The following is a 21868-nucleotide window of genomic DNA, read 5'->3' as shown; positions in this document are numbered from 1 at the left end:
GCGTCGCCTCGACCGGGTCCGTGCAGATCCGGTCGGGAAACGCAGCCGCCGGAAGGACCGCCAAGGATGACCACGCCAAATACCGACAACGGCTTGTGGGTGCGACGCTTCCACCCGGCTCCGGGTGGCGCCAGGCGGTTGGTGTGCCTGCCCCACGCCGGCGGGTCGGCCAGTTTCTACTTCCCCGTCTCCCGCAGCCTCTCCCCCGCCGTCGAGGTGCTGTCGATCCAGTACCCGGGCCGGCAGGACCGCCGCCACGAGAAGTGCATCGGTGACATCCACCAGCTCGCGCGGGAGGTCTTCACCGTGCTGCGGCCGTGGCTGGACGAGCCGGTGGCCATCTTCGGGCACAGCATGGGGGCCAGCGTCGGCTTCGAACTCGCCCGGCTGATCGAGCAGGACGGCGGTACGGCGGCGCACCTGTTCGCGTCCGGACGCCGTGCGCCGTCGCAGGCGCGACACGAGACGGTGCACCTGCTCGACGACGAGGGCCTGCTGGCCGACGTCCGCAAGCTCAGCGGCACCAACTCCGCCGTCCTCGGGGACCCGGAGATGCTGCGGGCCGCGCTGCCGGCGATCCGCAGCGACTACCGGGCCGCGGAAACCTACACCTACCGGCCGGGTCCGCCGCTGAGCTGCCCGATCACCGTCTTCACCGGCGACGACGACCCGAAGACGACGGTCGAGGAGGCCCGGGCCTGGTCGACCCACACCACCGGGCCGTTCGACCTGAAGGTCTACCCGGGCGGGCACTTCTTCCTGGCCGAGCACCAGCCGGCGGTCCTGCGGGCCATCTCGACGGCCCTGACCGCGGCGCCCGCCGTCTGATCCCACGGACGAGGGGCCCGTCCACCGGTGTCACGACCGGTCGGCGGGCCCCTCGTCCGTGCGGGGCGTCACCGCTTGTGGCCGACCGCGATCACGTAGTCGAGCTGCGCCATCTCGCGCTTCATGAGGTCCTGGTTCTTCCAGTGCGCGGCCATGCTCTTGCGTACGGCGGGCTTGACGACGGCGCGGAACTCGGGGTCGTTGGTGCGTCCCGCCATGTACGCCCGCCAGCCCTCCCAGGTGCGCTCCTTGATCGAGTGCACCTCCGGGTTGGCGAAGCCGGCCTCGACCAGCTCCTGCCGGTACGTGTCCCGGTCGTGCCAGTTCTCCTTCGGGATGCTGAACTTGACGAAGCTCAGCGGGCCGGACTGGATGGCCGCGCGGACGACGTCCCCGCTGACCGGGATGATGTCGGCCGTGGCCAGCACGCCACCCGGGCGCAGCACCCGCAGCGCCTCGGCGAAGAACGCGCTGCGCGGGTAGAAGTGGAATGCCGACTCCAGGGCGACGACCCGGTCGAAGGTGTTGTCCTCGAAGGGCAGTTCGGTGGCGCTGCCCAGCCGGAAGTCGGTGCGGTCCGCGAGGCCCTCCTCCTGCGCCCGGCGCTGCGCCGCCTCGACGTGGTGCGGGGTGATGTTGAGCCCGTACACCTTGGCGACCCGGCGCTCGCGCAGCCACTTGAAGTCCTGGTCGGCGTAGCCGAAGCCCACGTCGAGGACGGTGTCGTCCGGCTTGAGCCCGGCGGCGTCGGCCAGCTTGTCGGCCAGCGCCTCGGCGGCCGTGTCGAGGTCGGTGACGCCGTCCTCCCAGTAGCCCACGTTCATGTAGTGCGTGCGGCGGGCCGCGAACTCGACGTCGGGCGACTGGATCTCGTAGAAGCGCCGGACCCGGGTGATGGGGTCGGCGGTGAAGACCGTGCGGATCGCCCGGCCGGCGATCTTCAGGTTCTCGAACATGTGGGTTCCTTCCGAGGGGTGGATGCCGATCAGCCGCGCCGGACCTGCTGGCGCAGGTCCTCGACGAGCGCGGGCACACCGGCCGGGTCGGCTGCCGTGCCGAATACGTAGAAGTCGGGCCGGACGAGCACCGCGACGGCGTCGTACCGCTTGAGGTGGGACAGGTACACGTCGTCGAGGTCGAAGGCGGTCGGCGCGGTGCCGGGACCGGGGGCGGGCGCGCCGGCGGGGACGACCCGGACGACCCGGGCGTCGAGCGAGTCCAGGAAGGCCCGGGCGTCCGCGTCGAGCAGGTCGTCGGGGTCCTCGGCGCAGACCAGGACGAAGCCGGTGCCGACGACCTCGTCGAAGAGCCCGGCGCGACCGTCGACCTCGACGCGCCCCTGCGGCATGGGCACGCCCGCGCCGGCCGCCGGGGCCTCGGCCGTACGGGCGTGCAGGACCCCGCCGGCCAGGGGTTCCAGCAGGGAACGGGTACGCGGCCGGGAGGTGCGCCGACGCAGTTCGGCGAGCATGACGGCGTCCCGGCCGGCGGCGGCGGTGCGGTCGGTCTCGCAGATCACCGTGCCCGAGTCCATGGACATCCGGATGGCGTGCTGCACGTGCGCGCAGCGCTCCTCCTGGTAGGTGTCCAGCAGCGCCTCGTCGGCCAGGCCGCGGTGCACCAGGTCGAGCTTCCAGGCGAGGTTGAGGGCGTCGCGGAAACCCGAGCTCATGCCCTGCCCCATGAACGGCGGCATCACGTGCGCCGCGTCGCCGGCGATCAGGATCCGGCCGGAGCGCCAGCGGTCGGCCGAGCAGGCCTGGGTGGTGTAGACGCCGTACCGCTCCAGGGTCGCGTTGTCGGGCGTGATGTCGAAGAGGCCGAGCAGCCGCCACACGCTCTCGACGGTCTCGAACTCCTCCCGGCTCTCCCCCGGCACCCGCATGAACTCCCACCGCCGGTGCCCCGGGCCGGCCGACACGGCCGTGCGGGGGCGCGCCGGGTCGCAGACCTGGAGGTTGTTCGGCTTGAACTCGCGGGCCTCGTGCGGCACGACGTCGCAGACCAGCCAGTCGTACGTGAAGCCGAGGTCGGTGACGCCGCTGCCCAGGTGTTCCCGGACGAAGCTGTTGGCCCCGTCGCAGCCGACGACCCAGCGGGCCGCGTGGACCTCCTCGCCCGCCGGGCCGGCGACGGTGACCTCGACCCGGTCGTCGTGCTCGACCAGGCCGGTCACCTGGTGCGGGCGCAGCACCGTCACGCCCGGCAGCTCCGCGCCCCGCTCGGCGAGCAGCGCCTCCAGCCCGGGCTGGTAGAAGGAGACCGAGTCGGGCCAGCCCATCGGGCCGTCGCCGGTCACCTTGACGTGCAGCAGGGTCCGGCCGAAGCCGTTCTTGAAGGTGTACTCGCCCGACGACTCCACCACCGGTCCGAGCCGGTCGGCGACGCCGGCGGCGGCCAGGATGCGGCTCGCCTCCCCGTCGTACGAGACCGCGCGCGGGAAGTTGTACGGGGTGGCCCAGCGCTCGACCGCCGTGACGGTGAGCCCGCGCTGCGCCAGCAGGATCGTGAGCATCTCACCGACGGGGCCGTAGCCCACGATCAGGACGTCGGTCATCAGCATCGGTATCGGTTCCTCGGGGGTCGGTCGGACACGGTGTCGGAAGGGACGGCTCGCGCCGTGCGGGGCGGCCGGACGGCCATCAGAGACCGAGTTCGGAGTCGATGAGGTCGAAGAGGTCGTCGTCGCTGGCCAGTTCGAGGTCGAGGTCGGGGTCGCCGCCCGAGCCGGCGCGCATCGTCCGCCACTTGGCGATGAGCACCTCCAGCCGGGAGCCGATCTGGGCGTGCAGCTCCGCCTCGACGCTGGCCTCGGTCAGCGAGCGTTCCAGGTTCTCCAGGTCCGTGAGGACCGGCGGAACCTCCGGGCCGGTCTCCGGCGCCAGCTGCGACACCAGGAACGTGGCCAGCTCGTTCGGGTCCGGGTAGTCGAAGATCAGCGTGGCCGGCAGGCGCAGACCGGTCGCCGTGGTCAGCCGGTTGCGCAGCTCGACGGCGGTCAACGAGTCGAACCCGATCTGGCTGAACGCCCGGCCCGGGGCGACCGCCGCGCGGCTGCCGTGCCCGAGCACGCTCGCCGCCTGCTCGCGTACCAGGTCGACCACCAGGGTGTGGCGGTCGGGCCCGGCCAGGGCCGCCAGTTCGTCGGCGAGGGTGCGCCCGCCGCCGGTCGGGGCGCTCGACCGGGCGCTCGGCCGTTCCCGCCGCATGAGCCCGCGCAGCAGGGCCGGGGGCCGCTCGACCCGCTCGCCGAGCGCGGCGACGTCGATCCTGGTCGGCACGAGCACCGGCTCGGCCAGCCGCAGGCCCGCGTCGAACAGGGCCATCCCCAGGTCGGACGGGATCGCGAGCTGCCCGTCGCGGGCGGTGATCCGGGGGTCGGTCCGGTCCAGCTTGGCGGTCATCTCGCTGGCCTGCTCCCAGAGCCCCCAGGCGAACGACCGGCCCGGCAGGCCCTCGGCCCGGCGCGCCAGGGCGAGCGCGTCGAGGAACGCGTTGGCCGCCGCGTAGTTGGCCTGACCGGGTACGCCGAAGACGCCCGCGCCGGAGGAGAACAGCACGAACCCGGCGAGGTCGAGGTGGCGGGTGAGCTCGTGCAGGTGCCACGCGGCGTCGAGCTTCGGCGCGAACACCGTGTCGACGCGCTGCGGGGTGAGGGCGGTGACGATCCCGTCGTCGAGCACCCCGGCGAGGTGCACGACCGCGGTCAACGGGTGCCGTGCCGGCACCGCGTCCAGGACCCGGGCCAGGCTCTCCCGGTCGGCCACGTCGGCCGCCACCACCGTGGCCTCGGCGCCCATCGAGCGCAGTTCGGCGACCGTCTCGGCCGCGCCGGGGGCCTGCTCGCCGCGGCGGCTGACCAGCAGCAGCCGCCGTACGCCGTGCGTCTCGACCAGTCGCCGGGCGACCAGCCCGCCGAGGGTTCCGGTCCCGCCGGTCAGCAGCACGGTGCCGTCGGGGTCCCACGCCCGGGGCATGGTGAGCACCACCTTGCCGACGTGCCGGGCCTGGCTGACGTGCCGGAACGCCTCCGGCGCCTGGCGGACGTCCCACACCTGGGCGGGCAGCGGGGTGAGCGTCCCCCGCTCGAAGAGCCCCAGCAGCTCGACGAGCATGCGCTGCACCTCGTCGGGGTCCTCCAGGGTCAGGTCGAAGGCGGTGTAGGCCACCCCCGGGTGGTCGGCGGCGACCTGGGCGGCGTCGCGGATGTCGGTCTTGCCCATCTCGATGAACCGCCCGCCGCGCGGCAGCAGCCGCAGCGAGGCGTCCACGAACTCGCGGGCCAGCGAGTCCAGCACCACGTCGACGCCCCGTCCGCCGGTGGCCTCGGCGAACCGGTTCTCGAAGTCGAGGGTCCGGGACGAGGCGATACGGTCCTCGGCGAGGCCCATCGCGCGCAGGGCGTCCCACTTGGCGGGGCTGGCGGTGGCGTAGACGTCGGCGCCGAGGTGCCGGGCGAGCTGCACGGCGGCCATGCCGACGCCGCCGGCCGCCGCGTGCACCAGCACCGACTCGCCCCGGCCGAGCCCGGCCAGGTTGACCAGGCCGTGGTACGCGGTCAGGAAGACCACCGGCACGGAGGCGGCCTCCACGTACGACCAGCCGGCCGGCATCGGGGCCAGCAGGCGGCGGTCGGTGACCGCGACGGGCCCGAAGCAGCCCACGAAGACCCCGAACACCCGGTCGCCGGGGCGCAGGTCGGTCACCTCGGTGCCCACCTCGACGACCTCGCCGGCGCCCTCGCCGCCGAGCGGCCCCGCGTCGCCCGGATAGAGGCCGAGCGCGTTGAGCACGTCGCGGAAGTTCAGGCCGGCGGCGCGGACGCGTACCCGGACCTCGCGGGGGCCGAGAACGGCGTCGGCGGCGTCCGTCGGGACCAGGGTGAGGTTCTCCAGGCTGCCCCGCACCGGCGCGTCCAACCGCCACGCGGCGGCGGGCGGCGCGGCGAGTTCGCCCGCGGAGCCGGCCCGCGCCAGCCGGGGCACGTACGCCGTGCCGCCCCGGATCGCGGCCTGCGGCTCGTCCGCCGCCAGCACGGCGGCGACCTGGTCGGGGCCGATCCCGTCGCCGTCGACGTCGACGATGACGACCTGGCCCGGGTTCTCCGACTGGGCGGAGCGCACCAGCCCCCACGCCGCCGCGGCGGCCGGGTCGGTCACCTCGCCGGCGTGGTGCACGGCCACCGCGCCCCGGGTCACCAGCAGCAGCCGCGACGCCGCCCAGCGGGGCTCGGTGAGCCAGCGCCGGACGAGGTCGAGGGCGCGGACGGCGGCGTGCCGCGCCGCGCGGGGGGTGGGCTGCGCGGGTTCCGCGTCGAGCGGCACGAGCACGGCCCCGGGCAGGGGCAGCCCCGCGTCGACGGCGTCGGCGAGCCCGTCCAGCCCGGGTTGCAGCCCGAAGCCGTCCAGGCCGGGGGCGACGGCCACGGCGTCGACCGGGGTGGCCGCGTCGGCTGGCGGCAGCGGCGTCCAGTCGAGCCGGAACAGGGCGTCGCGGGTGGCGCGGTCGTCGGTGACGGCCAGCTCGGCGGCGGAGATCGGCCGCATCGTCAGGGCGGCCACCTCGGCGACCGGGGCGCCGGTCGGGTCGGCGACGGTCAGCGCGATGGCGTGCGGTCCCACCTGGGTGAGCCGTACCCGCAGGGCGGTCGCCCCGGTGGCGTGCAGGCTGACGCCGTTCCAGGCGAACGGCAGCAGCAGCCGGCCGGCCCCGGCCCCGGCGAGGCCGCCGAAGTGCGCGGCGTGCAGGGCGGCGTCGAACAGGGCCGGGTGCAGGCCGTACCGGTCGGCGTCGACCCGTGCGGCCGCCGGCAGCTCCACCTCGGCGTAGACCTCGTCGCCGCTGGTCCACACCGCGCGCAGCCCCTGGAACGCCGGCCCGTACGCGTAGCCGTCGGATTCCAGGCCGGCGTAGAAGCCGGTCAGGTCGACGGGGCGGGCGTCGCGCGGCGGCCACGTGGTGGGCTGCGGCGACGCGGCGGGCTGGTCGGCGGAGAGGGTGGCGCTGGCGTGCCGGGTCCACGGCCCCGTGGCCGGGCCGTCGGCGGGCCGGGAGTGCACGGTCACCGGGCGGCGTCCGTCGTCGCCGCCCGCGCCGACCGTCACCTGCACCTGGGTCGCGCCGTCGGCGGGCAGGGTCAGCGGAGCCTCGATGACCAGTTCGTCGAGGACCGGGTGGCCGATCTCGTCGCCGACGCGGAGGCAGAGTTCCACCAGGCCGGTGCCGGGCACCAGCACGCTGTCGGAGACCCGGTGGTCGGCCAGCCACGGCTGCGCGTCGGTCGACAGCCGCCCGGTGAACAGGTGGCCCCGCGTCTCGGCCAGCGCGACCGACGCCCCGAGCAGCGGATGCCCGGCGGCGTCCAGGCCGGCGGCGCCGACGTCGCCGGGGCCGGAGACGGGCCGGGGCCAGTAGCGGCGGTGGGCGAACGCGTACGTGGGCAGGTCGACCCGCCGGCCGCCGGCCAGCGCGGGCCGCCAGTCCACCGCGACCCCGCACACGTGCAGCTGGGCCAGGGAGAGCAGGAACCGCGCCCGGTCGCCCTGGTCGCGCTGCACCGAGCCGACGACCACGCTCTCGCCGTCGTGGTCGGCGAGGGTCGCCTCGATGCCCACGGTGAGCACCGGGTGCGGGCTGCACTCGACGTACGTGTCGTGGCCCTGCCCGGCCAGCGAGCGGATCGCCTGTTCCAGCTCGACCGGCTGCCGCAGGTTGCGGTACCAGTAGTCCGGCCCCATCTCCTCGCCGTCGAGCCAGCGCAGGTCGGTGGTGGAGAAGAGCGGCACGGCCGCCGGGCCGGGGGCGATGCCCGCCAGCACCTCGGCCAGTTCGTCGCGCAGGCCCTCGACCTGGGCGGAGTGCGAGGCGTAGTCGACGGCGATGCGCCGGACCCGGGCCTGCTCGCCGGCCAGTTCGGCGAGGAGTTCCTCCACCGCCTGCGGCTCGCCGGACACCACGACGGCGGCCGGGCCGTTCACGGCGGCGACCGAGATCCGGTCGCCGAAGCGGGCGATCCGGTCGCGGACCGTGTCGGCGGGGAGCGCGACGGAGGCCATCGCCCCGTGCCCGGCCAGGGCCCGCAGCGCCCGGCTGCGCAGCGCCACCACCCGGGCGGCGTCGGGCAGGGAGAGCACCCCGGCGACGCAGGCGGCGGCGATCTCGCCCTGCGAGTGGCCGACCACGGCGGCCGGCTGCACGCCGTGGGAGCGCCACAGCTCGGCCAGCGACACCATCATCGCGAACAGTGCGGGCTGCACCACGTCGACCTCGTCGAGGCCGGGCGCGCCGGGCACCTGCCGCAGCACGTCCAGCAGCGACCAGTCCAGGTACGGCCGCAGCGCCGCGTCGCAGGCCGCCATCCGCTCCGCGAACACGGGGGCCTGGTCGAGCAGGTCCAGTCCCATGCCGAGCCACTGGGAGCCCTGCCCGGGGAAGACGAAGACGCACCGGCCGACGGGCCGGGCCTCGCCCCGCGTCACCGCCGGGTCGGGCCGGCCCTCGGCGAGCGCGTCGAGGGCGGCGGCGACCTGCTCCGGCGACGTGCCGACCAGCACCGCCCGCGAGTCGAAGGTGCTCCGGCTGGTGGCCAGCGACCAGGCCACGTCGAGGGGCCGCTGGTCGGGCCGCTCGGCGAGGTGTTCCCGCAGCCGCCGGGCCTGCCCGGCGAGCGCCTCCGGGGTACGCGCGGAGAGCAGCCACGGCAGCGCGTACGCCTCCGTCGGCGTGGCTGCGGCGTCGGCGTCCGGGGCCGGCCCGGCGACCGCCTCGACGATCACGTGGGCGTTGGTGCCGCTGATGCCGAACGACGAGACACCGGCCCGCGCCGGCCGGTCCGCCGCGGGCCACGGGCGGGACCCGGTGAGCAGCTCCAGCGAGCCCGACTCCCAGTCGACCCGCGAGCTGCGGCGCTCGGCGTGCAGGGTGCGGGGCAGCCGGCCGTGCCGCATGGCGAGGACCATCTTGAGCACCCCGGCGACGCCCGCCGCGGCCTGGGTGTGCCCGAGGTTGGACTTGACCGAGCCGAGCAGCACCGGCGGGGCGCCGGCCGGGCGCTGCCCGTACGTGGCGAGGATCGCCTCCGCCTCGATGGGGTCGCCGAGCGACGTGCCGGTGCCGTGCGCCTCGACGACGTCCACCTCGGCGGCGCTCAGCCCGGCGGCGCCGAGCGCGGCCCTGATGACCCGCTCCTGCGAGGGCCCGTTCGGGGCGGTCAGCCCGTTGGACGCGCCGTCCTGGTTGACCGCCGAGCCGCGGACCACGGCCAGCACGGGGTGGCCCCGGCGGCGGGCGTCGGAGAGGCGCTCCACCACCAGCATCCCGACGCCCTCGGACATGCCGAAGCCGTCGGCGTCCTCGGCGAACGCCTTGCACCGCCCGTCGGCGGCGAGGCCGCGCTGGCGGCTGAAGCCGGTCAGCCCGGCCGGGGTGGACATCACCGACACGCCGCCGGCCAGGGCCAGGTCGCAGTCGCCCTGGCGCAGGGCCTGCACGGCCAGGTGCAGCGCCACCAGGGACGCCGAGCAGGCGGTGTCGACGGTGACGGCCGGCCCCTCCAGCCCGAGCGCGTACGCGACCCGGCCGGAGAGGACGCTGCCGGCCGTACCGGTGAGCAGGTGCCCCTCGTCGGCGGTGACCTCGCCGTCGTCGGAGACCACGCCGGGGGCGATCCGGTCGCCGTAGTCCTGGCCGTGGGTGCCGGCGAAGACGCCGGTGCGGCTGCCGCGCAGGGTGACCGGGTCGATGCCGCCGCGTTCCAACGCCTCCCAGGAGGTCTCCAGCAGCAGCCGGTGCTGCGGGTCCATGGCGAGGGCCTCGCGGGGGCTGATGCCGAAGAACGCGGCGTCGAAGTCGGCGATCCCGGTGAGGAAGCCGCCGGCCCGCACGTACGTGCGGCCGGCCGTGCCGGGCACCGGGTCGTAGAGGTCGGCCAGCGGCCAGCCCCGGTCGTCGGGCAGGTCGCCGATGACGTCGGCGCCCGCGTCGAGCAGCCGCCACAGCTCCTCCGGAGAGCCGATGCCGCCGGGGAAGCGGCAGGCCATCGCGACGATGGCGACCGGCTCGTCCAGGGCGACCGTGCTCGCGTCGGTGACCTCGGTGGCGGCGGTGCCGAGCAGCCGGGCGTGCAGGTGCGCGGCGAGCAGCTCCGGGGTGGGGTGGTTGAACACGGCGTGCGGGGCGAGCCGGACGCCGGTGACGGCGGTGAGCCGGTTGCTCAGCTCCACGGCCATCAGCGAGTCGAAGCCGAGTTCCTTCAACGGGCGGCGCGGCTCGACGTCGTCGGGGCCGGTGTGCCCGACCACGGTGGCGCACCGGGTACGGACGAGGTCCAGCAGCAGGGCGGCGCGGTCGGGTTCGGCCAGCTCGGCCAGCCGGTCGGCGAAGCCCTTGGCGGAGGCGGGCGCCGAGTCGGCGTTGACGGCCCGACGGGGCGGCGGGGGCAGCAGCGCCCGCAGCAGGGCGGGCACCTCGCCGGAGGTCCGCACGGCGGCCAGGTCGAGCCCGATCGGCACCAGCGTCGCCCGGTCGACGCGCAGGGCGGCGTCGAACAGCGCCAGCCCGGCGGCCGTGTCGAGGGGACGGGTGCCGCCGCGGGCGAGCCGGGCCAGGTCCGCCGGGGTGAGCCGGCCGGCCATCCCGTCCTGCGCGGCCCACAGCCCCCAGGCCAGGGCGGTCGCCGGCAGGCCCTGGGCGCGGCGGTGCGCGGCGAGCGCGTCGAGGAACGCGTTGCCGGCCGCGTAGTTGCCCTGGCCGGGGCTGCCGAAGGTGGCGGCGGCCGAGGAGAAGAGCACGAACGCGGCCAGGTCGAGGCCGGCGGTGAGCTCGTGCAGGTGCCACGCGCCGTGCACCTTGGAGCGCAGGGCCCGCTGCCAGCGGCCCGGGTCGAGGTCGGTGAGCAGCGCGTCGTCGGTGGCCCCGGCGGCGTGCACGACGGCGACGAGCCGGTCGGCCAGCGGGGCGACGACCTCGGCGAGCGCCGCCCGGTCGGCGACGTCGGCCGCGACCACCCGGACGGTGACGCCGGCGTCGGTCAACGCGTCCGTCCAGTCGCCGGCCCGGCCGGTGCGGCTGACGAGGACCAGCTCGGCGACGCCGTGCACGGTGGCGAGGTGGGTGGCGACGTGCCGGCCGACGCCGCCGGTGCCGCCGGTCACCAGCACGGTGCCGCCGGCCAGCGCCGGGACCGGCGTACCGGCCGGGGGCGGTTCGACGGGGTGGAGCCGGGGCAGCAGGACGCGGCCGTCGCGGACGGCGATCTCGGGCTCGTCCCCGGCGACGGCCAGCGCCGCCCGGACGGTCGCGTCGTCGGTGGCGTCGAGGCTGAGCAGCAGGAACCGGTCGGGCTGCTCGGCCTGGGCGACCCGGACGAGTCCCGCCACCGGGGCGTGCACCGGATCACCGTCGCGGACGGCGAGGGCCAGGCGGGTGGTCTCCGCGCGGGGGTCGACCAGCCAGCTCTGGAGCACACCGAGCACGGCGAGGCCGACGGCGTGGGCACGGTCGGGCACCGACCGGCCCGGCTCGCCGTCGCCGACGCGCAGCACCAGCAGCGGCGGCAGCGGCCCGTCCGGGGGTGTGTCGTCGGCGAGCGTCCAGGAGGGCGCGGGCGTCGCCGGGAACGCCGCAGGCGACCAGTCGACGGCGTACAGCCCGGCGGGGGCGGGCGGGGGCGCCGGCGACTCGGCGGGCGGCAGGTCGAGGGTCCGCAGCACCACCCGGTCCACGTCGAGCACGGGCACGCCCGCGGCGTCGACGGCGCTCAGGGTCACCGCGTCCGCCCCGGCGGGGGCCAGGCAGACGCGCAGTGCGTGCGCCCCGGTGGCGTGCAGGCGCACGCCCGCCCACTCGGTGGGCAGCAGCCGGCCGGTGGGCGCGGCGTCGTCGCCGGGCGCGAAGTCGGCGAGCGGGAGCAGGCGCAGGGCCGCCTCCAGCACCAGCGGGTGCACGCCGTACCGCTCGGCGTCCGGGTCCCGGGCGTCCTCGGGCAGGCGTACGTCGACGAAGAGCCGGTCGGCGGCGACCCACGCGGCCCGGGCCAGTTCCCCGGCCATGGCCTGGTGCTGCGGGGTGGCCAGGTCCACCGGTCGGGCGCCGGTGGGCGGCCAGGCCGTGGCGAGGGCACCCCGGCCGCTCTCCGGGTCGACCGGGCCGAGCACGGCCTCGGCGACCTCCCGCCAGGGCTGCCCGTCGCCGGCCCGGACGTGGCAGTGCGCCACCCGGCGCCGGTGCTCGTCCGGCGCGGAGACGCCGACCTGCACCTCGAGGGTCGCCTCGGCGGGCAGCGGCACCGGGTCGGGGACGCGCAGCCGCTGCACCGTCGGGGTGCCGAACTGTTCGCCGAGGTGGGTGAGCATGTCCAGCAGGGCGCTGGCGGGCAGCAGCGCGGGCGTGCCGTCACCGGGCGCGGCCAGCCACGGCTGGGTGGCCGCGGAGACCTGTCCGGTGCAGACGACCTGCCCGGTGCCGGCGACCGCCAGCACGCCGCCGAGCAGCGGGTGCCCGGCGTCGGCCAGGCCGACGCCGACCGGGCCGCCGGCCGCGGCCGAGGCGGGCAGCCAGTAGTGCCGGCGTTGGAAGGCGTAGGTGGGCAGGTCGACGCGGCGGTGCGGCCCGGGGCCGGCGAGGGCGGCGCGGTCGACGGGGACGCCCCGCACGTGCAGCCGCGCCACGGCGGCGAGCAGCGCCTCCGGTTCGTCGGCGACGCCCCGCACGGCGGGCACGAAGGCCAGCTCGTCGGCCTCGGCGAGGAGGCAGTCCTGGGCCATCGCGGTGAGCACGCCGGCCGGACCGACCTCCAGGAAGGTGGTGACGCCCTGCCCGTGCAGGGCCCGCACGCCGTCGTGGAAGCGGACGGTGCCCCGCACGTGCGCCACCCAGTAGTCGGGCGAGCAGAGCCGGGCCGGGTCGACGGGGTGGCCGGTCAGGTTGGACACCACCGGCAGGTGCGGGGTGCGGTACGTGAGGCCGGCCGCCACCGCGCGGAACTCGTCGAGCATCGGCTCCATGCGCGGCGAGTGGAACGCGTGCGACACCCGCAGCCGGCTGGTACGACGCCCGGCGGCGCGCAGGGTGGCCGCGACGGCCAGCACCGCGTCGGTGTCGCCGGAGACGACGACGCTCGTCGGGCCGTTGACGGCGGCGAGGCCCACCCGGTCGGTGAGGTGCGCGGCGACCTCGGCCTCGTCGGCCTCGACGGCGACCATCGCGCCCCCGGCGGGCAGCTGCTGCATCAGCCGGGCGCGGGCGGCGACGAGTGCCGCCGCGTCGGCGAGGGGGAACACCCCGGCCACGTGCGCGGCGGCCAGCTCGCCGACGGAGTGGCCGAGCACCGCGTCGGGACGCACCCCCCAGGACTCCAGGAGGCGGTACAGCGCCACCTCGAAGGCGAACAGCCCCGGCTGGGTGTACAGGGTCTGGTCGAGCAGGTCGGCCAGTTCGTCGCCCTCGGCGGCGAAGACGACGTCCGCGACGGGGTGCGGGGCGTGGCCGGCGAGGCAGCGGTCGAGTTCGGCGCAGGCCGCGTCGAAGGCGTCGGCGAAGACCGGGTACGCCGCGTGCAGCTCGCGTCCCATGCCGGCGCGCTGGCCGCCCTGCCCGCCGAAGAGCATGCCGAGCTGGCCGTCGACGACCCGGCCGGTCAGCACGGTCGGCAGGTCCGGGTCCGCCTCGCCGCGGGTCAGCGCGGTCAGGCCCGTCCGGGCGGTGGCCGGGTAGCCGGCCAGCACCACGGCCCGGTGTTCGAGCGCGGCGCGGGTGGTGGCGAGCGCGTGCCCGACGTCGCCCGGGTCGGCGTCCGCCCCGGGCCCGTCGAGCCAGGTCAGCAGGCGGGCCGCCTGGTCCCGCAGCGCCTCGCCGGAGGCCGCGGCGAGCAGCCACGGCACGGGCGGTCGCCGGGTGGCGGAGGCCGCCCCGGACGACGGCTGCTGGTCCGCGACCCCGGACGACGGCTGCCGGTCCGCGACCCCGGACGGCAGCTCCCGGTCCGCGGCCTCGGACGACGGCTGCCGGTCCGCGGACCCGGCCCCGGAGGGCGGGTCGGCGGCGGGCGCCTCGACGATGACGTGCGCGTTGGTGCCGCTGATGCCGAACGACGAGACGCCGGCCCGCCGGGGCCGCCGCACCTCGGGCCACGGGCGGGCCTCGGTGAGCACCTCGACCGCGCCGGCGGACCAGTCCACCTCGGACGTCGGGGCGTCCACGTGCAGGGTGCGGGGCAGCGTGCCGTGCCGCATCGCGAGCACCATCTTGATCACCCCGGCGGCCCCGGCGGCGGCCTGGGTGTGGCCGAGGTTGGACTTCAGCGAGCCCAGCCGCAGCGGCTCGGCGTCGCCGCGGCCCGTCCCGTACGTGGCGAGCAGCGCCTGCGCCTCGATCGGGTCGCCCAGCCGGGTGCCGGTGCCGTGCGCCTCGACGACGTCCACGTCGGCGGCGGAGAGCCCGGCCGCGTCCAGCGCCCGGCGGATGACCCGCTCCTGGGCGGGCCCGTTGGGGGCGGTGAGCCCGTTGGACGCGCCGTCGGAGTTGACGGCGGAGCCGCGCAGCACGGCGAGGACGGGGTGCCCGCGCCGGCGGGCGTCGGAGAGCCGTTCCAGCAGCAGCACGGCGACACCCTCGGACCAGCCGGTGCCGTCGGCGCCCTCGCCGAACGCCTTGCACCGGCCGTCGGGGGCGAGCCCGCGCTGCCGGCTGAACTCCACGAACGCCTGCGGGGTACCCATCACCGCCACGCCGCCGGCCACGGCGAGGGAGCAGTCGCCGGCGCGCAGCGCCTGGGCGGCCAGGTGCAGCGCCACCAGCGACGACGAGCACGCCGTGTCGACGGTGACCGCCGGCCCCTCCAGCCCCAGCGCGTAGGCGACCCGGCCGGAGACGACGCTGCCGGCGGTGCCGACGCCGAGGTAGCCCTCGGTGCCGGGCGGTGCCTGGCGCAGGTTCGCGGCGTAGTCGTGGTGCATGACGCCGGTGAAGACGCCGGTGGCGCTGCCGCGCAGCGAGGTGGGATCGATGCCGGCCCGCTCGAACAGCTCCCAGGACGTCTCCAGCAGCAGCCGCTGCTGCGGGTCCATGGCGAGCGCCTCGCGCGGGCTGATCGCGAACAGGGTGGCGTCGAAGTCCGCCGCGTCGGTGAGGAAGCCGCCCACCCGGACGTACGAGGTGCCGGGACGGTCGGGGTCGTCGGAGAACAGGTGCGCCAGGTCCCAGCCCCGGTCGGTGGGGAACTCCGTGAGCCCCTCCCGGCCCTGGTCGACCAGGTCCCACAGCTGCTCGGGGGAGGCGACGCCGCCGGGCAGCCGGCAGGCCATGGCGACGACGACCACCGGGTCGTCCACCGTGGACGGAGCGGACGGCCGGTCCGTCGCGGGGCTGGCCTGCCCGGTGGTGCCGCGCAGCCGGGCGGCGAGGTGCCGGGCGAGGGCGTCCGGGCTGGGCCGGTCGAAGGCGGCCGTGGCGGAGAGCCGTACCCCGGTGGCCCGGGCCAGCCGGTCGCGCAGGGCGACCGCGCTGACCGAGGTGAAGCCGAGTTCCTTGAAGGCCCGGCCGGGGCGCACCGCGGCCGGCCCGGACAGGCCGGCCACCTCGGCGGTGGCGGTGCGGACCAGATCCAGCAGGAGCCGGTCCCCCTCGGCGGTGCTCAGCCCGGCCAGCCGGCGGCGCAACTCGGCGGCGTCCCGGTCGTCGGCGTCGGCGTCGGGCGCCGCGACGGGCACGCGCCAGGCGGGGTGCGCGGCGTCGGCGTGGCCCGCCGGGCGGGCGAGCACGACCAGGTCGTCGCCGTCGTGGGCCACGTCGAACGCGGCGAGATCGGCGCGTACGGCCGTCGGGACGACGCTTCCCGCCCGGGTTCCGGTCACCGCGAGGATGGCGGGCGACGGCTCCCGGCCGGCGGGCGCGGCCGTGCCGACGACCCGGGCCGGCAGGCCGGCGGCCCGGCGGCGGGCGGTCAGGGCGTGCAGGGCGCCGACGGCCGAGGCGGCCCGCTCCCGGCCGGCGGCGCCCAGCAGCAGGGCGGACGGCGCGAGGACGGTGAACGAGGCGGCCGGGAGCCGGGTCGCGGCGTCCAGCCTTTCGGCGAGGCGGAGCAGCCGGGCCGCGTCCTCGTCGTCGGTCAGGTCGTCGTCGGACGGGCAGAGGAAGACCCCGCCGGGCGGCTCGTCGCCCGCCCGGTCGGCGGGCAGCGCGGCGACGTCGGCGCCGGCGGCGACGAGTTCGGTGACCAGGTCCGCCAGGGCGCCCCCGGGCGTGGCGCCGACGTGGAGCAGCCGCAGCCGGCGGACGCGGTACGCGGCGACGAGGTGTCGGGCCAGCGCCGCGCCGGTCGGCCCGTCCGCGCCGGTGACCAGGACCTGGCGGTCCGGGTCGGCCACGCTGACCGGCCGCGCCGGCACGGCCGCCGGGGCGGGCACGAGGACGGCGTGCAGTGCGGCTCCGGCCCGCAGCGCGACCTGCGCGGCGCCGGCGTCCACCACGGCGGGGAGCAGCGCGGTCGAGCGGTTTCCGGCGTCGCGGTCGACCAGCACGATCCGGTCCGGGTAGGCGGCCTGCAGACTGCGGCCGACCGCCTGGACCGCACCGGCCGCCGGATCGGCCGGGTGCCATCCCCCGGACACGGCGGCGGCGTCGATCCCGGTGGCGGCGTCGATCCCGGTGTCCAGGTCGCCGGGCGCGCCGCTCGCGGCGGGTGCGGCGGCCGGGCCGGTCAGCAGCACCAGGCGGGTGCCGGCAAACCGGTCGTCGTCGAGCCAGCCGCGCAGCCGGTCGGCGAGGTCCGCCGCGACGGCGTCGGCCGGCTCGACCAGCAGCACCGTCACGTCGGGCACGTCCGGGGCGTCGCGCAGGGCGGCCAGGTCCCGGTGGGACCGGAACCGGTCCCCCGGCGACGCCGCGCGCAGCGGGTCCACCAGCTCCTCGCTCCCACTACCGACGAGCGCCCAGCGGCGGGCCGGGGCGGCGGCGGCCTGCGCGGCCGTCGGGACGGGCGCCTCGACCGGCGGTACGGCGGCCAGGTCGAGCGGCTGCCAGGCGAGCAGGCTCAGCGTCTCGTGGTGGCTGCCGTTGACCGCCCGCAGCCGCGCCGGCCGGTCGAGCAGGAGCCGGCGGGTGACCTTGCCGGAGGCGGTGCGGGGCACCTGCCCGATCTCGTACAGCTCCTCGGGAACCTTGTGGTAGGAGAGCTTCTCCCGGCAGGCCGCGTACCCGGCCCGGGGGTCGAAGCCCTCCGGTCCGGGCACCACGAACGCCACCGGCACCTCGCCGAGCACGTCGTGCGGGCGGCCGGTCACCGCCACGTCCGCGACGCCGGGCACCCCGCGCAGGGCCTCCTCCACCTCGGCCGGGTGGATCTTCTCGCCACCCCGGATGATCAGTTCCTGGTGCCGCCCGGTGACGAAGATGTTGCCGTCGGCGTCGCGGCGGGCCAGGTCGCCGGTGCGGTACCAGCCGTCACGCAGGGCGGCGGCGGTGACCTCCGGCAGGCCGTGGTAGCCGAGCATGACGCTCGGCCCGCTGACCCAGACCTCGCCCTCGGCGTCGGTCGGCACGTCCAGGCCGGTCTGCGGGCTGACCAGGCGCACCGCGACGCCGGGCACCGCGCGCCCGCAGGAACCCTCGACCCGGGGCTGGTCCGGCCGGGTGACGGCGATCGAGCCGCAGGTCTCCGTGCTGCCGTACGCGTCGAGCAGCGGCGCGTCGAAGACCTCGTCGAACGCCCGACGCAGCGCGCCGGTGGTGATCGCCCCGCCGACCAGGCAGACCCGCAGGGCCGGGGCGCGGAAGCCGCTCTCCCGGGCGGCGGTGACCAGGTGGTGGTACATGGCCGGCACACCGGCCAGCACGGTGGCCTCGTCCTCGTCGACCGCGCGCAGCACGTCGTCGGCGGAGAAGCCGTCGATGAGCCGGGCCGTGGCGCCGACGGCGGTCACGCTGAGCACGCACCCGATGTGGGAGAGGCTGTGGAACAACGGCAGCGGCCAGACCACCCGGTCGGCGTCGGTCAGCCCGGGGATCGGCACGTAGCAGGCGGCGACGGACCAGAGGCAGGTGCGCTGGGTGGAGAGCACGCCCTTGGGCCGGCCGGTGGTGCCGGAGGTGTAGAGCATCCAGGCGACCTCGTCGAGGCCCAGGTCGTCACGGGCGTCCACACCCGGCTCGGTGTCGACCAGGTCACGCCACGCCGTGACCCCGGCGGGCACCGGGCCGTCCCCGGTGACCACGACCCGCAGGGCCGGCCGCCCGGCGCGCAGCCGCAGCAGCTGGTCGAGATGCCGCGGGTCGGTGACCACCAGCACCGCACCGGAGTCGTCCAGCAGGTGCGCCAGTTCCGCGTCGGTGCTGTGCGGGTTCACCGGTACGCCGACGGCAGCCGCCCGCGTCACGGCCAGCCAGGTCTCCACCGTCTCCACCCGGTTGCCGAGGCAGAAGGCCACCCGGTCGCCCCGCCCGACCCCCGACGCCGCCAGGTGACCGGCCAGCCGGCGGGTCCGCGCCGCCAGGTCGGCGTAGCCGACCGCCCGGCGGTCGTCGCGGAACGCGACCTTGTTCCCCAACCTGGCGGCGTGCGCCTCGATCAGATCGGACAACGGCTGGATCAGGTCGCTCCGAAGCATGTCACCACATCCGTCCGTCGGCGAGACTTCTCATCCGCGGCGTAGACCCCGCTCGCCGTAGCGGCCCAAGTCTTCCGAGCACCCTGCCGGCGTCCTACCCCTGTCACCCCCTAAGTCGTCCCCAGATCGGACCGCTGATCAGGTGGTGCGACGGGCCGCAGGCCGATGATGGGGCCACCCCCCGCAGACCGTCGAGTCCTGTGCTCCACCCGCCCGTCAGCCGAGGTGCCGTCGTTGGAACGCTGCTGGTTGTTCGCCCGCTCGGCCGTGCCGGCCGACGGGTCCCCGGATGCGCGGGTGACCGAACTGGTCGGCACGGTCCTCGCCGGTCTGGTCGCCGCCGCCCGCCGGGCCGATCCGGGCATGGACTGGTTCTTCGACCCGGAGGGCTCCCCCGCCGGGCCGCACGTGAGCCTCGGCTTTCACGCCGCCCCGGCCGCGCTCGACGCGGTACGGGCGCAGCTGCTCGCGTACGACCCGGGGGTCTCCTTCGCCGCCGACCGGTACGTGGTGCGCGACGCCGCCCGGGGCGGCCCGCTCGCGTCGGCGGGCAGTGACCTGGCCCTGACCCTGCTCGGCGGGGACACTCCCTGGCTGGCCGGCGTCGAGCTGCCGCTGGCCGTGGCGCACCTGCGGTACCTGACGGGGCTGGTGCCGGCGGCCGACCGGCTGGCGTTCCTCTTCCTGCACTGGCAGGAACGCAGCCAGCGGCTCACCGCCGCGCAACGGCGGGACCTGGCCGCGCAGGCGGACGCGGGAGCGGAGAAGATCGTCCTGGCGGCCGGCGACCTGCCGCTGTGCGGGGAGGTCGCCGTGGCCTGGCAGCGTTACCTGGACCGGGTGACCGACGTGGTCGGCCGGCACCACCCGGCGACGCCGTCGGGCTTCCTGCTGGCGCACCACGCCCAGCTCACCCACGACCGCTGGGGCATCGGGCCGGACGTCGACTCGCTGGCCGCGCTGGCGCTGCGCCTGTCGATGGTCCGGGAACGCCCGGTCGCCGCCGCGCCGGTGCCCGTCGTCAAGAGGAGGCAGCAGCCACATGCACCCGTCCGCGCCTGACCCGCACGCCCCCGCCGAGCCGGCCCGGATCGAGGTGGCGCTCGGCGAGCGCGCGTACCCGGTGCTGATCGGCCCCGGTGTGCGCCACCGGCTGCCGGCGGAGGTGGCGCGGATCGGTGCGTGCCGGGTCGTGGTGGTCTCGGCCCGGCCGCCGGAGTGGACGCCCGACCCGGGTGTGCCGCACCGGGTGGTGCCGGCCCGCGACGGCGAGCACGACAAGAACCTGGCCACGGTCGAGCAGCTCTGCCGGGCGTTCGCCGAGTTCGGGCTGACCCGCGCCGACGCCGTCGTCTCCTGCGGCGGCGGCACCACCACGGACGTGGTCGGGTTGGCCGCCGGCCTCTACCACCGGGGCGTCGCGGTGATCCACCTGCCGACCTCGCTGCTCGCCCAGGTCGACGCCAGCGTCGGCGGGAAGACGGCGGTCAACCTGCCGGAGGGCAAGAACCTGGTCGGGGTGTACTGGCAGCCCCGGGCGGTGCTCTGCGACACCGAGCACCTGGGCACGCTGCCGCAGCGGGAGTGGCGCAACGGCTACGGGGAGATCGCCCGGGCGCACTTCATCGGCGCGGGCGAGCTGCGCGACCGGCCGGTGGCGGAGCAGATCGCCGCCTGCGTGGCCCTGAAGGCGCGGGTGGTGGCCGCCGACGAGCGTGACTCCGGTCTGCGGCACATCCTCAACTACGGTCACACGCTGGGGCACGCGTTGGAGCGGGCCACCGACTTCGGCCTGCGGCACGGCGAGGCGGTCGGCGTCGGCACGGTCTTCGCGGGCCGGCTGGCCGGCGTCCTCGGCCGCGTCCCGGCGGACCGGGTGGCCGAGCACCACGAGGTGGTGGCGGGCTACGGCCTCGACACCGCGCTGCCCGGCGGTGTCGACCACGACGAGTTGGTCGCGCTGATGCGGCGGGACAAGAAGGCCACCTCGGGCCTGTCCTTCGTCCTGGACGGCCCGGCCGGGCCCGAACTGGTCGCCGACGTCCCCGAGTCCGCCGTGCGCACCGCGCTGGCCGGCACGTAGCGGCCGGCACCCCGACCACCGCGTGGGCGCTCGGGCGTCCCCTCCGGACCGTCGCCACGGCCCGGAGGGGACGACGCGTCAACCGCCCAGTGCCCGCTGGATCTGCGCGACCAGCACCCCGCAGGCGTACCGGTCCGCGGCGCCGACCATGCCGACGATGGTCGCCGGCAGCGGGCCGTTGTCCGTCTCCGCCGGGTCGTGGTGCATGAACGCGACGAACTGCCCCCGGTCGATGAACGGGGCGAGGATCGGCTCGGCGTCGACGCCGGGGGCCAGCGAGAAGAACGTGGTCATGGCGCACGGGTGCTGGCCCAGCAGCGAGCTGCGGTGCAGCACCGAACTGGTGGCCCCGCTGACCCGGAAGTTCGGGTCGATGACCCGCAGGGCGCCGTCGCGACCGATTCCGGCGTCGAAGGAGCAGTACCCGCGGTACCCGAGGGCGCTGGCCTTTCGGACCCCTACGGTCAGCGCTTCGATCAGCTCCGCCGGCGGCTGGTCGTCGTCCAGCACACAACCGACCCACGTCGAAGTGGGCTGCGGCAGGTGTACGGACGCACCGAAGTACTGCACCGCTCCGCTCTCCGTCACGCCGAACTGGACGCCCCAGATCGTCCGGAAGGGCACCTCCTCCTCGACGATCCACCGATCGCTCACCTGTTCCAGCTGGTTGAACAGTGACCGGTGCCGCCGGTCCTGCAACCGCCTGGTGAAGATCGCGATTCCGCTGTACACCTCGACGCCTGCCGGTTTGACCACCGCCGGCCGCCGGTCCTGCTGCACGATGCGGCGTACCTCGGCGGGGGTGGCGACCTGGCGACGGGGCAGGTATTCCGGCGCGATCAGAGTTTCCAGGGTGGTCTTGTTGTTGAGGCGGGCCAGCAGGTCCGGGGCGACCCGGGCCCGCGCGGCCCGCAGTTGCGGATCGTGCGGGGGAAACTGGAACTCCAGCGTCTCGCCCCGCTCGGCGGCGTCCCGGGCGAACTGCACCGCCTGCGCGCCGGAGCGGAACTCGCGCAGGTCGCTCGGCGTCTTGAGACCGCACCGACTGAGCAGGCGCAGCGACTTGTCCGCGCTGGAGCCGGTGCTGCAAATGGCCGACGCCTGGTGCGGAAGGGTCAGGTGGAGACCGGTGATCATGTCCAGCCCGTTGTACAGGGCCGCGCCCGCACCGGCGAGATAGCGGCTGCCGGCGGTCGTCACCGGATCGGGTGGCCGGGCCAGGACCACTCCGTCGTGAGCGAACACCTGCACCTGGATAGGTCCGTCCATTGGTTCTCCTGACATGCCGGCCCACAAAGGGCCTCGGGGTGGCACGGAGGCCGGGTGCGCAACGGCCACGAACAGCGGAGAACGTGGA

General features: G+C 76.3%; 7 protein-coding genes. 3 read left to right on the top strand and 4 right to left on the bottom strand.

Annotation, left to right across the window (positions count from 1 at the left end):
• The first annotated feature begins 66 nt into the window (after positions 1–66).
• Positions 67–828: a thioesterase II family protein gene (locus AC0OO9_RS27170; protein ID WP_151454782.1), complete on the top strand. Its 762-nt coding sequence runs from the start codon at positions 67–69 to the stop codon at positions 826–828.
• Between the two features lie 68 nt (positions 829–896).
• Here the strand turns inward: AC0OO9_RS27170 and AC0OO9_RS27165 are convergent, their stop codons facing one another.
• The 3 genes from AC0OO9_RS27165 to AC0OO9_RS27155 form a co-directional block, all read right to left on the bottom strand.
• Positions 897–1784, bottom strand: a complete 888-nt coding sequence (locus AC0OO9_RS27165) for a class I SAM-dependent methyltransferase (RefSeq protein WP_132240759.1) — start codon at positions 1782–1784, stop codon at positions 897–899.
• Positions 1785–1813: 29 nt separating this feature from the next.
• Entirely contained in the window at positions 1814–3391 is a 1578-nt protein-coding gene (gene mhpA, locus AC0OO9_RS27160; RefSeq protein ID WP_484513349.1) for a bifunctional 3-(3-hydroxy-phenyl)propionate/3-hydroxycinnamic acid hydroxylase MhpA, read from the bottom strand.
• A 79-nt stretch (positions 3392–3470) separates the two neighbouring features.
• Positions 3471–18428 (bottom strand): SDR family NAD(P)-dependent oxidoreductase, encoded by a 14958-nt coding sequence (locus AC0OO9_RS27155; protein WP_484513347.1) that lies wholly within the window; start codon positions 18426–18428, stop codon positions 3471–3473.
• 297 nt (positions 18429–18725) lie between these two features.
• On the opposite strand from AC0OO9_RS27155, the gene AC0OO9_RS27150 reads away from it, so the two are divergent.
• The gene (locus tag AC0OO9_RS27150; RefSeq protein WP_484513346.1) at positions 18726–19490 is read left to right on the top strand and encodes a hypothetical protein; all 765 of its coding nucleotides are present in this window, start codon (positions 18726–18728) and stop codon (positions 19488–19490) included.
• Positions 19471–20511, top strand: coding sequence for a 3-dehydroquinate synthase family protein (locus tag AC0OO9_RS27145; RefSeq protein ID WP_484513344.1), 1041 nt, complete (start codon positions 19471–19473; stop codon positions 20509–20511). The genes AC0OO9_RS27150 and AC0OO9_RS27145 overlap by 20 nt, the downstream gene beginning before the upstream one ends.
• A 78-nt stretch (positions 20512–20589) precedes the next feature.
• Here AC0OO9_RS27145 and AC0OO9_RS27140 read toward each other — a convergent pair whose 3' ends face one another.
• Complete coding sequence (locus tag AC0OO9_RS27140; protein WP_484513343.1) at positions 20590–21780, bottom strand: ATP-grasp domain-containing protein; 1191 nt, start codon at positions 21778–21780, stop codon at positions 20590–20592.
• Positions 21781–21868 lie beyond the last annotated feature (88 nt).

Source organism: Micromonospora sp. USAFONa4, assembly GCF_057197825.1.
This window is presented reverse-complemented; position numbering and strand designations above follow the sequence as displayed.

Coding starts and splice junctions, on each gene's coding strand:
- AC0OO9_RS27170 (WP_151454782.1), top strand. CDS start 67: ATGACCACGCCAAATACCGACAACGGCTTGTGGGTGCGACGCTTCCAC.
- AC0OO9_RS27165 (WP_132240759.1), bottom strand. CDS start 1,784: ATGTTCGAGAACCTGAAGATCGCCGGCCGGGCGATCCGCACGGTCTTC.
- mhpA (WP_484513349.1), bottom strand. CDS start 3,391: ATGCTGATGACCGACGTCCTGATCGTGGGCTACGGCCCCGTCGGTGAG.
- AC0OO9_RS27155 (WP_484513347.1), bottom strand. CDS start 18,428: ATGCTTCGGAGCGACCTGATCCAGCCGTTGTCCGATCTGATCGAGGCG.
- AC0OO9_RS27145 (WP_484513344.1), top strand. CDS start 19,471: ATGCACCCGTCCGCGCCTGACCCGCACGCCCCCGCCGAGCCGGCCCGG.
- AC0OO9_RS27140 (WP_484513343.1), bottom strand. CDS start 21,780: ATGGACGGACCTATCCAGGTGCAGGTGTTCGCTCACGACGGAGTGGTC.